We start from the raw sequence: 13,810 nt of genomic DNA, 5'->3' as shown, positions 1-13,810 counted from the left end.
GCATCAGCCGGGGAAGGCGCGGCTCCCGGCCCAGGCAGCCAGGTACAGGCCCGCGCCGAACACGGCGTGGTTGGCCACACTGCGCAGGCGGTTGCGCCACGGGGTGGCGGTGCGCGAGGCCGCCACGCCGCTGCCCATGGCGGGCTGCATCACCAACAGCGGCGCGGCCACGGTGGCGATGCCTGCTGCCAGCGCCGGCAGGACCGTGGGCTGGGCGGCCCAGTTGCGGCCGGTCACCAGTACCAGCAATGCGGCAAAGCACACGCCGGTGGCGTAGTGCATGAGCCAACCGAGCGCCCCTTCGCCGCGCACGGGGGCCGACTTCGCGATACCGTCGTGACACCACCGCCCACGCGCCATGTGCCCCACCCAGCGGCCGATCAGCGCCAGGGGCTGGGTAGTCACGCCCATGCGCCGCAGCGCGGCCAGCCACACATCCAGCACGGCGGTCGCGCCGATGCCTATCCACGCTACGCGCGCCAGTTCGCGGCTCCATTCAGTCCATTCGTTCATAGCTTCCTCATTTCCTTCAAAGTTGACTGAGCACCGGTGTCTGGGTACTGTACGAATTCAAGTCAACTTGAAGTCAAGGGGTTTTTTTGTGATGGACATCGCCGAAGTGGCCAGGCGCTCGGGCGTGGCGGCATCCACGCTGCGCTACTACGAAGAGAAGGGCTTGATCGCCTCCATCGGCCGGCACGGCCTGCGGCGGGTGTTCGATGCGCGGGTGCTCGACCAGCTGGCGCTGATCGCCCTGGGGCGGGTTGCGGGTTTCTCGCTCGACGAGATCGCCACCATGTTCGCGCCCGACGGCCGGCCCGACATCGACCGCCGCATGCTGGCCTCCAAGGCCGATCAGATCGACGAGATGGTGCGGCGCCTGCAGGCCATGAGCGACGGACTGCGGCATGCTGCCGTGTGCCCCGCGCCGAGCCACATGGAATGCCCGTCTTTCCGCAAGCTCATGCAGTCGGCCTCCGACGGCGACCTGGCGCCGCGCGAGATCATGCCCCGGCGGCGCGGGTGACTGCCGTCAGCCCGCCTGCAGTGCGCCGACGATGGCCTGCCACTCCTGCGCAGTGACGGGGGTGATGGACAGGCGGCTGCCCTTTTGCAACACGCGCATGTCGTGCAGATCGGCGTGTTCGCGCATTTCCGCCAGCGGCATCAGCCGGGTCTTTTGCGTGGCCTGCACGTCCAGCAGCAGCCAGCGCGGCTTGTCGGCGGGCGACTTGGGGTCGTGGTAGGGCGACGCGGGGTCGAACTGCGTGGGGTCGGGGCGGGTGCCCGAGGCCACGCGGGCCAGGCCGGCGATGCCGGGCTCGGGGCAGCTGGAGTGGTAGAACAGCACGCCGTCGCCCACCTGCATCTCGTCGCGCATGAAGTTGCGGGCCTGGTAGTTGCGCACGCCGGTCCAGGCCACGGTGGCGTGCGGCGCGGCCAGTGCATCGTCGATGGAGCATTCGTCGGGCTCGGACTTCATGAGCCAGTAATGCTGCGCGCGGGCGGATGGGGCGTTGGGCGTGGTCATGGCGCCATTCTGGCAAAGACACGAGGGCGGCATTGACCGGATGCCGCCATGGAGATTTAACCGACTGCCCTGCTATTCAAAAGATAGCGATCAGCGCTTTGCCCGTGGACGCTTCAAGCCTGCATCTTCACAAATGCGACACCGCAGGCGCCCGCATTGCATACCTGCAGGCCCGGACGCAGAATCGTGGCCGGACCGCGTTGCACGAGGCGCGAGCTCGGCGGGGCCCATCAGGGCGCTCGGCACATCACAACACATCACGACAATACGGAGGAGAGCGCCGGCACCAAGGCGCTGCCTGGGCGCCGCGGGACGCGCGGGGGGGCAGGGCACGGTGCGTCGGCGTCCAATCAGCATGGGTGAAAGTCGCATCCGCAAGAACTTGGGCCAGCCCAAGTCGCCGCGCAGCAAAGGCAGCAGCACGGGTGCCTACTGGCTGCTGGCGCTGTTCGCCACGCCGTTCGCAGCTTTCGGCGTGGGCATGCTGCTGCTCAGCGTCGTTCCTGCGGTGTATGACTGGGCCCGCATGCAGGCGTGGCAGCCGGTGCCCGCCGCTCTGGTGTCGGCATCGCTCGATCGCTCAAGCAGCCGCAAATCCAGCAGCTACGGCGTCACGGCACGCTACCGCTACGAAATGGCTGGCCAGACCTATGTGGGCGAGCGTGTGGCCGTGGGCTCTGGCATGGACAACATCGGCGATTTCCAGGAAGAGCTGGGGCGGCGCCTGGAAGCCGCCCAGCGCGATGGCCGCACCGTGACCGCCTGGGTGAACACGGCGAACCCGCAGGAGGCAGTGCTGGACCGCAGCCTGCGGCCCGGCCTGCTGATGTTCAAGATGCTGTTCGTCGTGGTCTTTGGCGGTGCCGGCCTGGGCATGCTGTACGCCGCCTGGCGCGGCCCCAGGAGCGAGCGCGAGGCCAGGACGCCGCAGGCATTGGCTCAGCCATGGACCGCCCGGCGCGAGTGGGCGGACAACAGCATCCGCTCCAACAAACGCTACGAGGTGTGGGTGGCGTGGGTGTTCGCAGTGGTGTGCAATGCCGTTGCCTGGCCCGTGCTCGCCACCCATGGGGTCAGGGCATTTTCCCGCCACGACTACGCGCTGCTGGCGTTGTTCGCAGCCATGGTGCTGGCAGGCCTGGGCGTGCTGGTGTGGGCGCTGCGGGCCACCCGCGATGTCTTGCGCTTTGGCGACGTGCGGCTGGTGATGGACCCGTTCCCGGGCGCCATCGGCGGACACGTGGGCGCCACGCTGGCGCTGCCGGTCGCCTACCAGCCCGGAATGCAGTTCGCCGTCACGCTCAGCTGCCTGCGCCACTACCAATCGCGCAGCGGAGGCAAGACCGAGTCGCGCGAGACAGTGGTGTGGCAGCAGCAAGGCATGGCCCAGGTGAATGCGCGCACCGTCGGCACCGGGCTGTCCTTTCGCTTCCACGTACCTTCGGGGCTGCCCGCCACCGAGGCGGCGGATACCGAATACCACACCTGGCGGGTGCTGGTCGAGTCGGGCGACCCCGCGCTGGCTTTCGAGCGCACGTTCGAGGTCCCGGTGTACGCCACGGGTGGCACATCGCAGTCGCTGGCGGAAGATGCCGCGCGCCACCCTGGGCTCGCCGGGATGCGCGACGCCGCGCTGCAGGCTGTAGGCCATCTGGAGCGCACGCCCGGTGGGGTGCGCCTGTACCAGCCCTACGGCAGGGCCTGGAAGCAGACCATTGTCTGGGTGCTGGTGGGCGGCGCATTCGTCGCTGTGGCCCGCCTTGTTGCGGGAGAGGCTCCTGCCTTCTTCGGATTGATCTTCGGCCTGGCCGGCGGCGCGATGCTGCTGGGCGGGTTCTACGCCGTGGCCAACAGCTTGACCGTGGAGCTGGATGATCGCGGCGTGCGGTCGGAGCGGCGCCTGCTGGGCCTGATGCTCATCCACCACCAGGCGCCTGCCAGCGATATCGCGCGGCTCCATGTGGCCGAGAGCTATTCCACGCAGACAGGGTCCCGGCACGAGACGTTCTACCGCATCGAAGTGGTGCTCAAGGGCGGCAAGAAGCTGACCGTGGCCGACAGCCTGCCCGGTCGTCCCGCGGCGGACCATATGCTGGCCCTGATCGCCCAGAAGACGGGCTACCGCAAGTAGCGCTTGCCGCGCGGCCTCTCACCCCGCCTTGCGGAAAGTCAGGTTGATGCGCCGCGCTCCCGTCGCCGCATGCTCCGCCTGGGCCAGTGGCAGCACGCCATGAAACCGCAGCCGCGCCGGGCCGCCCCACACCACCACGTCGCCATGCCACAGGCCCACGCGCCGGGCCTTGTCGGCGCGCTCGGCGCCGCCCCACAGGAAGACGGCCGGAATGCCGAGCGATACGGACACGATGGGGTGCGCGTAGTTGCCCTCGTCGCGGTCCTGGTGCAGCGACAGCTGCGTGCCGGGCTCGTAGCGGTTGACGAGGCACGCGTCCGGTGCAAAGCCCGGATAGCCGGCCGCCTCGGCCGCATCGCGGGCCAGCTGGCGAAACAGGGCGGGCATGGCCGGCCACCGCGCGCCCGTGTCTGGGTCCACCGGACCGTAGCGGTAGCCGCTGCGATCGCTGATCCAGCCCAGCGGCCCGCAGTTGGTCATGGCCACCGACATGCGCTTGCCGCCGGGCGTGACAAGGTGCCTGAAAGGAGCGGCAGCGGCCACCCCGCCGACCGCCGCGAGCAGCTCGGCCGCAAGGTCCGACGCAAAGCCGCGCAGCACCACGGCGCCAGGCTCGAGCCATTCAGGAGCCTGTGCTGCTGCAGGCAAGTCGTCGAACAGACCCAGCGTCATCTTGTGGAGTTTCCCACAGCGTCATCGATGCAAGGCCGTGGCAACTGGCGCGGCCAAGGCCAGTGCACCCGTGGAACTGGCTTTTCCAGGCCACCGGGTGCGTCCCCCTCCCGCGAAGCGAGAGAGCGGGAAGGCGCCGCAGGCGACTCAGGGGGAGAACGTCTACTCAGCATCATGAAAGATGATGCCCACCGTATGCCGCTGCCCCGATCGCACGCGGCTCACGCCGTGGCGCATGTGGACGCGGTACGTGCCGCGCGTGCCCTGCACCGGGCGGTGGTGCACTGCGAACGCCACGGCGTCGCCCCGGCGCAGGGGCACGACCTCGGCGCGCGACTGCATGCGCGGGCGCTGCTCGGTCAGCACGAATTCGCCACCCGTGAAGTCGCGGCCGGGCTCCGACAGCAGGATGGCCACCTGCAGCGGGAACACGTGCTCGCCGTACAGGTCCTGGTGCAGGCAGTTGTAGTCCCCCGGCGCGTACTGCAGCAGCAGCGGCGTGGGGCGCAACTGGCCCGCAGCATGGCAGCGCGCGATGAAGTCCGCGTGCTGCGCCGGAAAGCGCACGTCGATGCCCATGGCGGCGTTCCAGTGGTTGGCGATGGGCTGCAGCTCGGGGTACAGCGCGTCGCGCAGACCAGCCACCACATCCGGCAGCGGGTAGCTGAAGTACTGGTACTCGCCCAGGCCGAAGCCGTGGCGCTGCATCACCACGCGGCTGCGAAACAGCGGCGGGCCGGCCTGGCGGTACAGAGCAGCCAGTGCGGTGCATTCCGCGGCACTCAGCAGTTGGGGCAGCACCGCATGGCCCTGGGTGTGCAGGTCGTCGGCGGCCTGCGCCCAGTCGAGCGCGGCAACGCGGGCGTTGTAGAGGGCGGCGCTGGGGGTGGGCCAGGGGGCGGTGGCTGATGGCGTGGGTTGGGGCAGTGCGCTCATGCCGCTTTCTCCCGCGCCACGGGCTGGTGCACTGCGTTCGATTCGCGGGCCAGCAGCGCCCGCTTGCGCTCCACGCCCCAGCGGTAGCCCGACAGCGCGCCGTCGCTTCGCACCACGCGGTGGCAGGGTATGGCCACGGCCAGCGCATTGGCGCCGCAGGCCTGTGCCACGGCGCGCATGGCAGTGGGGGCGCCGATGCGCGCCGCGATCTCGGCATAGCTGGCGGTCTGCCCGGCAGGGATGGCGCGAAGCGCCTGCCACACGCGCTGCTGGAACGCGGTGCCCTGCACGTCCAGCGGCAGGTCCAGGCCCAGGCCGGGCGCTTCGACAAACGCGACGACGCGGGCCACGAGCGACTCGAACCCTGCATCGCCGCCCACGAGTTCTGCTTGCGCAAAGCGGTCCTGCAGGTCGCGCACCAGGGCATCGGGGTCGTCGCCCAGCAGGATGGCGCACAAACCCTGGCCGCTGTGCGCGATCAGGATCGCGCCCAGAGAGCATTGGGCCACCGCAAAACGGATCTGTTGGGCGGTGCCGCCAGCGCGGTAGCGCGAGGGCGTCATGCCCAGCACCTGGGTGGACCGCTCGTAGAACCGGCTGCTTGACTGGTAGCCCGCGCCGTAGATGGCGTCTGTGACCGAGTCGCCGGATTGCGTGAGCGCGCTGCGCACGCGCTGCTCGCGCTGCGCGGCGGCGTACGCCTTGGGCGTGAGGCCGGTGACCTGCTTGAAGATGCGGTGCAGGTGCGAGCCGCTCAGGCCCATGCGCGCTGCCAGCGCATCGAGCGTGACGGAGTCTTCGGCTTCCAGGATCCGGCAGGCCTGCGTGACCTGGGCCGCGTGGTGCGCTGTGGCCGAGGACTGCTGCGGCTTGCAGCGTTGGCAGGGGCGGAACCCTGCGGCTTCGGCCTGCGCGCAGCTGACGTGAAAGCGCACGTTCTCGGGGCGCGGCGTGCGCGCGGCGCAGCTGGGGCGGCAGTACACGCCGGTGGTCTGCACCGAGTACCAGAAGCTGCCGTCCGCCGCAGCACTGCGCGCCTGCACCGCCGCCCAGCGCGGGTCGGCCTGGGTGATGGCGGCTTGCTGCGCTGCCTGGGCGGCGCGGGAGACCGGGCGGGTGGGCATGGAAACGTTAGACGGTGAAGATGGTGAAAACAGCAAATGGGCGATGGCTTGCATGGTGGTGGCTCCCAAAAGAACCTGCCGTGGCAGGGCAGATGTCGTTGCGATGCCATCACTGTAGAAACGGCGCCTGCCGGGCGCACTCCGAAGCTTGCTTTTGAATTCTGCACGTTGGGCAAAGACAAGGGCGTAGCCCCTGTCAGCGCGTCAAACACTATTGTTTTGATAGCTGCCGGCAATTTTCCACCAAGCGATAGAGGGCATTTTTATTCATATTCTGGCGGCTGCAACGGCCGTGGCCGGCGTTTGCCCGTGCCGCCCCAGCGTTTCGCGTCCTCGCCCGGAATCGCCAGCGGGTTGTCCGCCGGTTCCGCCAGCGGCGCGAGCAGCGCCTTCAGGTCGGCCTCGCTGAACTTCACGGCGCCGGCCTCGTCGTGGCCCAGCACGCCGCTGGCCAGGGCGGCCTTGCGCGCCTGCAGCTCCAGCATGCGCTCCTCGATGCTGCCTTCGACCACCAGCTTGTAGACGAACACCGGCTGATCCTGACCGATGCGGTGCGCGCGCGCGGTGGCCTGCTCTTCCACGGCGGGGTTCCACCAGGGGTCGACGTGGATCACGGTGTCGGCGGCCGTGAGGTTCAGGCCCGTGCCCCCGGCCTTGAGGCTCACCAGCAGAATGGGCGCGCTGCTGGCGTCCTGGGCCTGAAAGCGTTGGACCACCGCGCCGCGCTGGCCTGGCGGCGTCTGGCCGGTGAGCGTGAGGTAGGGCAGGACCAGGGCATCCAGCCGCTCGGCGGCCAGGCCCAGCATTTCGGTGAACTGCGAGAACACCAGCACCCGGCGGCCTTCCTCGACCAGCGCGGGCAGCATGTCGGCCAGCAGGTCGAGTTTGGCGTGCCCGGTGCCGGGTGCATGTTTTGCCGCCGGGCCGCCCCAAGGCAAAACAGCGGCCCCCTCGGGGGGCAGCGACCCGCGCAGCGGCGGAGCGTGGGGGTCATGTCGTTTCGCCGCCGGGCCGCCCCAAGGCAAAACAGCGGCCCCCTCGGGGGGCAGCGACCCGCGAAGCGGTGGAGCGTGGGGGTCATGTTTGATGCCCTTGACCAGCCGGGGGTCGCAGCACACCTGGCGCAGCTTGAGCAGTGCGTCCAGGATGGTGACTTGCGCCCCCTCGAAGCTCTGGCGCTCCAGCGCGCGGCGCACCTGCTTGTCGGCCGCGGTGCGCACGGCTTCGTACAGCTCGCGCTGCTTGCCCTGCAGCTGCACGCGCTGGATGACCTCGGTGCGCGTTGGCAGCTCGGTGGCCACGTCCTGTTTGCGGCGGCGCAGGATGAAGGGGCGCACACGCTGCGCGAGCAACTGCGCGCGCAGGGTCTCGCCGTTCTCCTCGATGGGCTTGCGCCAGCGCGCGTTGAAGCTGCGCAGGTCCCCCAGGAAGCCGGGCATGAGGAAATCGAACTGCGCCCACAACTCGCCCAGGTGGTTCTCCAGCGGGGTGCCCGTCAGGCACAACAGGTGCGGCGCCGAGAGGCGGCGCAGGGCGCGGGCGCTGCGGCTGCCGGCGTTCTTCACCATCTGGGCCTCGTCCAGGATGAGCAGGTGAAAGGGCTCGGCGGCCAGGGCGTCCGCGTCGCGCCACAGCAGGGGGTAGGTGGTCAGCACCAGGTCGTGCCCGGCGATCTGCAGATAGCGCCCGCCCCGGTCGGGGCCGTGCAGGCAGAGCACCCGCAGGTCCGGCGCCATGCGCGCGGCCTCGGCCTGCCAGTTGAAGAGCAGCGAGGTCGGCACGACCACCAAGGCAGGGCGGGTGAGGCGGCCAGCTTCCTTCTCGAGCAGCACGTGGGCCAGTGCCTGCGCGGTCTTGCCCAGGCCCATGTCGTCGGCCAGGATGCCGCCCAGGCCCTGGGCGCGCAGGTATTGCAGCCAGGCCAGCCCTTCGAGCTGGTAGGGGCGCAGTTGCACCGCCAGGCCCTCGGGCGCCGCCACGGGCAGGGGTGCGCCGATGCGGCGCAGCCGGTGAGCGAGCTGGGCCAGGCCCGCGTCGCCCTGCAGTTGCCAGCCGTTGTCCCAGCCGCTCACGGCGCCGACGCGGTGCGCCTGCACCAGACCGGCACGCAGGGCCTCGATGCGGCGCGCTTCCCAGGCGCCCAGGTGCAGTGGATCGCCCTCCTTGCGCTGGTTGCGGGCAGGGTCGGTGAGCAGGTCCACCATCGCGCCCACGATGGCCTTCAGCGGCCCTGCAGGGGCGTCGATGCGCCGCCCGCCCGGCGCGCGCAGCGAGATGATGGCCAGGTCGTCGATGGCTGCCATCTGCCGCGCGTTGAGCCAGCGCACGTCGCGGCGCAACAGGTCGGCCAGCATGGGGGCCAGGTCCACGGTGACGCCGTCGATCTCGATCCCCAGGCTCAGCAGCCAGGCGCCTTCGCGTTCGGGCAGATGCAGCTTCTGCACCGGGCGCTGGCGCGCGCCCAGCGGGCCGTCGACTTCCTTGGCCAGCAGCTCGCCGGTGTCGGGGGCGATGACGAGTTTCCAGCGCTGCACGGGCACGCTTTCGTGTGCGAAGCCGGGGTGGACCACCACGCTCCAGCCCTCGGCGCGCAACTGCGGTATCTGGTCGGCCCAGAAGTCGCCGAACTGTGCTTCCTGCGCCAGCGTCCACACGGGGCCCAGGCTGCTGGCGGCGGCGCGGTGGCGCCACTGCAGCTTGCCCGCATCGACGGGGATCAGCCCCAGGTCCCACACGCGGTCCATGGCGTCGGCCTCGGCTGCCAGGTTGCGCTGCATGCGCAGCACGGGTCCGCCGGTGTCGAACAGCTCCTGCTCGGCGGCGGGGCGGGGCCCGAGCACCGACGTGGGCGCGCTGCCCTGCCAGTCGGCACCGCAATCCGTGCGGTAGGTCCAGTCGATCTGCGCCAGGGTCACGCTATCGCCGCGCGGGCCCAGCTTGCCCTGGGGCGCCATGCCCAGGAGGCCCTCGCCCCGGCCCAGCGTCATGAGGGTGATGCGGGGGCGGAAGTGGCCCGCCACCAGCCCGGGGGGCAGGGGGGCGCCGGGACGGGCAGGCTGGCCGGGAGAGGGACCGTTGGCGGACATAGGTCGCCGATTGTGCCGCTCGGCGGCGACGACTCCGGCCGTCAGGTGCTCCGTGGGTCGGGTGGTGCGGCTCTCGCTGCCGGCGGGCGCGGTCGGGTGGCCTGAAGGTTCATCGCCGCCGCGGCCAGCAAGATGGCAGCGGCGCCCAGCCACTGCGCCGGTTGCAGCCGGTGGCCGAACGCGGCGAAGTCCACGGCGATCGCCACCACCGGGTAGATGAACGACAGGGCGCCCTGCAGGAAGGTGGGCAGCTTCTGCACCGCGCCGTACAGCAGGATGTACATGACGCCGGTGTGGACCACTCCCAGGGTGATCAGGATCAGCCAGGTGGACGCGCCCTGTGGCGGCGTGCCCAGCTGGGCAAACGGTGCGAGCATCAGCACGCCCACGGCCACCTGCACCAGCGCGATCAGGTGCGGCGGCGTTCCCGTGAGGCGCTTGGCGATGACCGACGCCACAGCCCAGAAGAAGGCGGCGCCAAGTGCCATCGCAACGCCCAGCGCGTAGTGGCTGCCGGGAGCGCCGGCACCAGGCCTGGCCTGCACGATGAGCAGCATGCCCGCAAATGCCGTGGCCAGCCAGCCGAGCTTGGCCAGCGTGATGCGCTCGCCGAACAGCAGGGCGCCGAAGACGACCAGCATGAACGGCTGCGTGTTGTAGACCGCCGTGGCCACCGAGATGGAGGCGTGGGAGTAGGCGCCGAACAGCAGCAGCCAGTTGGTGACGATGGCCACGCCCCCCAGGCCCGCCCACAGTGCGGTGCGCCAGGTCAGTACGCCCCGCAGCAGCCCCATGGCCCAGCACACGAGGCCCAGGGTTACCGCCCCGAAAGCGCAGCGCCAGAAAACCACCTGCAGTGCAGGCAGGCCTGATTGCACGACGAACCAGCCAATCGTTCCCGAGATGGCCATCGCGGCGCCCATCTCCAAAGTGCCTTGTGTTTTCCTGTCCATATGCCGGTGCTCTGCCTTGTGTGTCGATGGCAGAACTATAGAAAACCCCAACCGCCAAGGGAATGCCGAACAATAGGCAATTTTTCGAATGATCCTGATAATCTGAGGCAATTATTTAAATTTGCATTCGTGCCATGGACGCCATTGACCAAGCCATCCTGACCCAGCTGCACCAGGACGCGCGCACTTCGCTCAAGGAGCTGGGCGAACGCGTGGGCCTGTCCTCCCCCAGCGTGTCCGAACGTCTGCGCCGGCTGGAGGAGCGTGGCGTGGTCCGCGCGTTCACGGTGGACATCGAGCCGCGCGCCCTGGGCTACCAACTGCAGGCCATCGTGCGCATCCGCCCGCTGCCGGGCCAACTGGCGGCGGTGGAGCAGCTCATCCGCGACACGCCCGAGTTCTGCGAATGCGACAAGGTGACGGGGGACGACTGCTTTGTGGCGCGTGTCCATGTGCGCACCATCGAGCAGCTCGATGGCGTGCTGGATCGCATCGCCGACAAGGCGCAGACCAGCACGGCCATCGTGAAGGCGCAGACCATCCGGCGCCGGCCGCCGCCGTGGATTCCGGGAATCTGAGGGGCGGGGTGCCAGGCCGTCAGACGCCCAGCACTCGCGCGAACAGCTCGTTGCGAAAGTGGATGCCCAGGCGGGCGAACGCGCGGTTGCGGTAGGTTTTGACCGTGGGCACGCCCAGGCCCAGGTCGCTGGCGATGCCCTCGTGTGTCATGCCCTGCAGCAGCCGGGCGCATACATCCAGTTCGCGGTCCGTCAGCTCGGCCTGCAGGCGCAGCAGGCGCATGCGCAGCACGGGCAGGCCGTCTGTCGCGAGGGGCAGCAGGGATGCCTCTGCGGGCAACGTTGCCGCTGCAGCGGCGGCGGGTGCGGGGGGAGTGCCTGCGGCTGCCTCTGTCCAGGCAGGCGCTGCGGGCAGGTGGGCGTGCGACAGGTCGATGTGCTTGCGCGTGAGTGCCAGCAGCACGGGTGCCACGGACTCGAAGGCGCCAATCTGCCGGTCGCTGAACGCGCGCTGGTGCAGGTGGCGGTAGAAGTTGACGGCGAACACCGAACCGTCGCTTTCATATTCCACCACCGACACGCGCTCGGCCACGCCATGGGCCTCATAGACGCGGGCGCGGTGCTCGCCCTGCACTTCGGACGCGGTGACATGGCACAGGCGGGTTTCGGGCTGGGCCACGGGCAACTCGTCGAAGGCGCGGCCCCAGGTGCGGTCGCTGCGGTAGGGCCCCGAGAGGTAGGCCCACCAGCAATCCTGCGTGGTGTCGGGCACGCCCCGGCTGGCCGACATGAACAGCGTGGGCTTGCAGCGCTGGCCCGTGCGGTACACCGACCACGACGCTGCGGGCAGCACCGGCTCCAGGTCTTGCAGCAGCCCGGGCGCGAAGTTATTGCCGCCCAGGCGGTGGACCATGCTGGCAAGCGTCTGGCTGGCGGGGCTGTGCAGCACCTGCCGCCCGGGTGGAGTCTGCAAGGAGGGGGGAAGCCACTGCCGCATGGAAGAAGGGTGGGGTATTGAGGTTTGCCGAAAAGGTGGAGTGTGCGCCGAAATTGCCCACGCAGCCGCAGGGTGGCAGTGGGGTAATCCCGTCATCCTCTGGGATGACAGGCCCTGGCGGCAACGGGATTTACGCTAGGTTCCATGTCTGACCTCACCCCCTTGCCCGAACCGCAATTCCGATTCTTTGCCGACCTGCGCGTGGAGGTCGGTATGCCACAGGAGGTGGGCCACACCGTGCACGGCCTGCGCCGGCTGATCCCCATCGTCGGTGGCACAGCTACCGGCGACGGCTGGAGCGCCCGGGTGCTGCCCGGTGGGGCGGACTTCCAGCTCATCGTCAACGACCGGCTGTCCGAGCTGGATGCACGCTACGTCCTCGAGACCGATGGTGGCGACCTCATCTATGTGCAGAACCGCGCCGTGCGCTCGGGGCCTGCCGAGCTCATCGCGCGCCTGGTGCGCGGCGAGCTGGTGGACCCCGCGCAGGTGTACTTCCGCTGCAGTCCGAGCTTCGAGACCGCGTCCACCGCGCTGTCGTGGATCACCGAGCGCATGTTCGTCGGCACCGGCGCGCGCTATCCCGACGCGGTGGCCATGCGTTTCTTCGAGCTGCGCTAGCAACCACCAGCCGGCTCCTTGCTCACCCCCCACTTGCCCGCCTCATTTTTTGAAACCGCCCACACACAAGAATCCCTGGAGACAACCATGACACACACTGCCCAGCCTCGCCGCACTCCCGCTACAACGCCCCGCCGCGCACTCGTCGCCGCCGCACTGCTGGCCGGGCTCATGCCCTGGGCCGGCGCACAGGCGCAGGGCGCGGCATACCCGAACAAGCCGGTGCGCATCATCGTGGGCTTTCCGGCGGGCACGGGGCCGGACATCGTGGCGCGCCTCTTGGCGCAGAAGCTGTCGGAAGGCTGGGGCAACCTGGGCGTTATCGTGGACAACAAGCCCGGCGCCGGCGGCCTGATCGCGGCCAGCGAGGCCGCACGCGCAGCGCCCGACGGCTACACGCTGATGCTGGGCGAGACCGGCCAGCTCAGCATCGCCCCCAGCAGCTACAACAAGCTGCCCTACGACCCGGCCAAGGACTTCACGGCCGTGAGCCAGGTGGTGACGTCCGACTTCGTACTGCTGGTCAATCCGCAGAAGGTGCCGGCGCGCAATGTGAAGGAATTCGTCGACTGGACCAAGCAGCAAAAGGGCCTGTTCCTGGCCACGTTCGGCGCGGGCACGCCGGGTCACTTCGGTGCCTACATGTTCGGCGATGCGGTCAAGCTCAAGCCCGAGCCGGTGCACTACAAGAACACGTCGGACGCGCTGGGTGGCCTGTTCAGCGGCGATGTGCAGGGTGTGTTCGCCAGCGTGGGCCTGGCCGCGCCGAACGTGAAGGCGGGCAAGCTCGCGGCTTTGGGTTCCACCGGAGCCACGCGCACCAACACCTTGCCCGACGTACCCACCATCAAGGAGCAAGGCTATGCCAACCTGGAGTTCTCCTCATGGTTCGGCATCGTCGCGCCCGCCAAGACGCCGCCCGACATCGTCGCCAAGCTCAGCGCCGACATCATCAAGGCCGTGCAGTCGCCCGAGGGCAAGGCCAAGATGGAAGAGGCGGGCTTTCGCGTCACGGGCACGAGCCAGCAGGAGTTCGCCCGCACCATCGCGGCCGACACCGTGACCTGGGGCAAGGCCGTGGCGGCCACAGGCTTCAAGGCGGACTGACCGCACGGCGTCCCAACTGATTTTCCTGCTTGCGCGCCCGCACGCCTTATTCCAGGCGGCGGGCCGGGCGCAGCCACGCCTGCCGCCGTGCGCTGCACAGCTCTTCCTCCAATGCCCGCCTGAATTTCAACCAC

At 69.5% G+C, this 13,810-nt stretch carries 13 protein-coding genes; 5 read left to right on the top strand and 8 right to left on the bottom strand.

Translation table 11 applies throughout. From position 1 onward, the window contains the following. Window positions 1-3 precede the first annotated feature (3 nt). A complete protein-coding gene (locus KW835_RS05155) occupies window positions 4-513 on the bottom strand; it encodes a DUF2938 domain-containing protein (RefSeq protein WP_218381229.1) in 510 nt (169 codons plus the stop codon). Window positions 514-604: 91 nt separating this feature from the next. Between KW835_RS05155 and KW835_RS05150 the strand changes: the two genes are divergently transcribed. After that, window positions 605-1,027: a helix-turn-helix domain-containing protein gene (locus tag KW835_RS05150; protein WP_218381228.1), complete on the top strand. Its 423-nt coding sequence runs from the start codon at window positions 605-607 to the stop codon at window positions 1,025-1,027. A 6-nt stretch (window positions 1,028-1,033) separates the two neighbouring features. On the opposite strand, the gene KW835_RS05145 is transcribed toward KW835_RS05150, so the two are convergent. Next, window positions 1,034-1,531 carry an EVE domain-containing protein gene (locus KW835_RS05145; protein ID WP_218381227.1) on the bottom strand — a complete coding sequence of 166 codons (498 nt, stop codon included), beginning with the start codon at window positions 1,529-1,531 and terminating at the stop codon, window positions 1,034-1,036. Window positions 1,532-1,886: 355 nt separating this feature from the next. Between KW835_RS05145 and KW835_RS05140 the strand changes: the two genes are divergently transcribed. Further along, window positions 1,887-3,662, top strand: a complete 1,776-nt coding sequence (locus KW835_RS05140) for a DUF3592 domain-containing protein (protein ID WP_218381226.1) — start codon at window positions 1,887-1,889, stop codon at window positions 3,660-3,662. A gap of 18 nt (window positions 3,663-3,680) precedes the next feature. Here the strand turns inward: KW835_RS05140 and alkB are convergent, their stop codons facing one another. The 5 genes from alkB to KW835_RS05110 form a co-directional block, all read right to left on the bottom strand. After that, complete coding sequence (gene alkB, locus KW835_RS05135) at window positions 3,681-4,334, bottom strand: DNA oxidative demethylase AlkB (protein WP_218381225.1); 654 nt, start codon at window positions 4,332-4,334, stop codon at window positions 3,681-3,683. Window positions 4,335-4,496: 162 nt separating this feature from the next. Next, a complete protein-coding gene (locus tag KW835_RS05130; RefSeq protein ID WP_218381224.1) occupies window positions 4,497-5,270 on the bottom strand; it encodes a 2OG-Fe(II) oxygenase in 774 nt (257 codons plus the stop codon). Further along, window positions 5,267-6,394 carry a bifunctional DNA-binding transcriptional regulator/O6-methylguanine-DNA methyltransferase Ada gene (gene ada, locus KW835_RS05125; protein WP_218381223.1) on the bottom strand — a complete coding sequence of 376 codons (1,128 nt, stop codon included), beginning with the start codon at window positions 6,392-6,394 and terminating at the stop codon, window positions 5,267-5,269. Before ada ends, KW835_RS05130 begins: the two co-directional genes overlap by 4 nt. 263 nt (window positions 6,395-6,657) lie before the next feature. After that, window positions 6,658-9,480, bottom strand: a complete 2,823-nt coding sequence (locus KW835_RS05115) for a DEAD/DEAH box helicase (RefSeq protein WP_255593295.1) — start codon at window positions 9,478-9,480, stop codon at window positions 6,658-6,660. Window positions 9,481-9,521: 41 nt separating this feature from the next. Further along, window positions 9,522-10,433, bottom strand: coding sequence for a DMT family transporter (locus tag KW835_RS05110; RefSeq protein WP_218381222.1), 912 nt, complete (start codon window positions 10,431-10,433; stop codon window positions 9,522-9,524). 134 nt (window positions 10,434-10,567) lie between these two features. On the opposite strand from KW835_RS05110, the gene KW835_RS05105 reads away from it, so the two are divergent. Further along, entirely contained in the window at window positions 10,568-11,011 is a 444-nt protein-coding gene (locus KW835_RS05105; RefSeq protein WP_218381221.1) for an Lrp/AsnC family transcriptional regulator, read from the top strand. Between the two features lie 19 nt (window positions 11,012-11,030). On the opposite strand, the gene KW835_RS05100 is transcribed toward KW835_RS05105, so the two are convergent. Next, entirely contained in the window at window positions 11,031-11,948 is a 918-nt protein-coding gene (locus tag KW835_RS05100) for a helix-turn-helix transcriptional regulator (RefSeq protein ID WP_218381220.1), read from the bottom strand. Between the two features lie 144 nt (window positions 11,949-12,092). Here KW835_RS05100 and KW835_RS05095 point away from each other — a divergent pair, with 144 nt between their 5' ends. Continuing rightward, the gene (locus KW835_RS05095) at window positions 12,093-12,569 is read left to right on the top strand and encodes a DUF3237 domain-containing protein (RefSeq protein ID WP_218381219.1); all 477 of its coding nucleotides are present in this window, start codon (window positions 12,093-12,095) and stop codon (window positions 12,567-12,569) included. An 87-nt stretch (window positions 12,570-12,656) separates the two neighbouring features. Next, window positions 12,657-13,676, top strand: a complete 1,020-nt coding sequence (locus KW835_RS05090) for a tripartite tricarboxylate transporter substrate binding protein (protein WP_218381218.1) — start codon at window positions 12,657-12,659, stop codon at window positions 13,674-13,676. Window positions 13,677-13,810: the final 134 nt, after the last annotated feature.

Origin of the sequence: Acidovorax sp. sic0104 (assembly GCF_019219095.1) — a bacterium.
Lineage (GTDB): Bacteria > Pseudomonadota > Gammaproteobacteria > Burkholderiales > Burkholderiaceae_C > Acidovorax.
The sequence above is the reverse complement of the archived record's forward strand: the minus strand, read 5'-3'. Positions and strand labels throughout refer to the sequence as shown.

Coding starts and splice junctions, on each gene's coding strand:
- KW835_RS05155 (WP_218381229.1), bottom strand. CDS start 513: ATGAACGAATGGACTGAATGGAGCCGCGAACTGGCGCGCGTAGCGTGG.
- KW835_RS05150 (WP_218381228.1), top strand. CDS start 605: ATGGACATCGCCGAAGTGGCCAGGCGCTCGGGCGTGGCGGCATCCACG.
- KW835_RS05145 (WP_218381227.1), bottom strand. CDS start 1,531: ATGACCACGCCCAACGCCCCATCCGCCCGCGCGCAGCATTACTGGCTC.
- KW835_RS05140 (WP_218381226.1), top strand. CDS start 1,887: ATGGGTGAAAGTCGCATCCGCAAGAACTTGGGCCAGCCCAAGTCGCCG.
- alkB (WP_218381225.1), bottom strand. CDS start 4,334: ATGACGCTGGGTCTGTTCGACGACTTGCCTGCAGCAGCACAGGCTCCT.
- KW835_RS05130 (WP_218381224.1), bottom strand. CDS start 5,270: ATGAGCGCACTGCCCCAACCCACGCCATCAGCCACCGCCCCCTGGCCC.
- ada (WP_218381223.1), bottom strand. CDS start 6,394: ATGCCCACCCGCCCGGTCTCCCGCGCCGCCCAGGCAGCGCAGCAAGCC.
- KW835_RS05115 (WP_255593295.1), bottom strand. CDS start 9,480: ATGTCCGCCAACGGTCCCTCTCCCGGCCAGCCTGCCCGTCCCGGCGCC.
- KW835_RS05110 (WP_218381222.1), bottom strand. CDS start 10,433: ATGGACAGGAAAACACAAGGCACTTTGGAGATGGGCGCCGCGATGGCC.
- KW835_RS05105 (WP_218381221.1), top strand. CDS start 10,568: ATGGACGCCATTGACCAAGCCATCCTGACCCAGCTGCACCAGGACGCG.
- KW835_RS05100 (WP_218381220.1), bottom strand. CDS start 11,948: ATGCGGCAGTGGCTTCCCCCCTCCTTGCAGACTCCACCCGGGCGGCAG.
- KW835_RS05095 (WP_218381219.1), top strand. CDS start 12,093: ATGTCTGACCTCACCCCCTTGCCCGAACCGCAATTCCGATTCTTTGCC.
- KW835_RS05090 (WP_218381218.1), top strand. CDS start 12,657: ATGACACACACTGCCCAGCCTCGCCGCACTCCCGCTACAACGCCCCGC.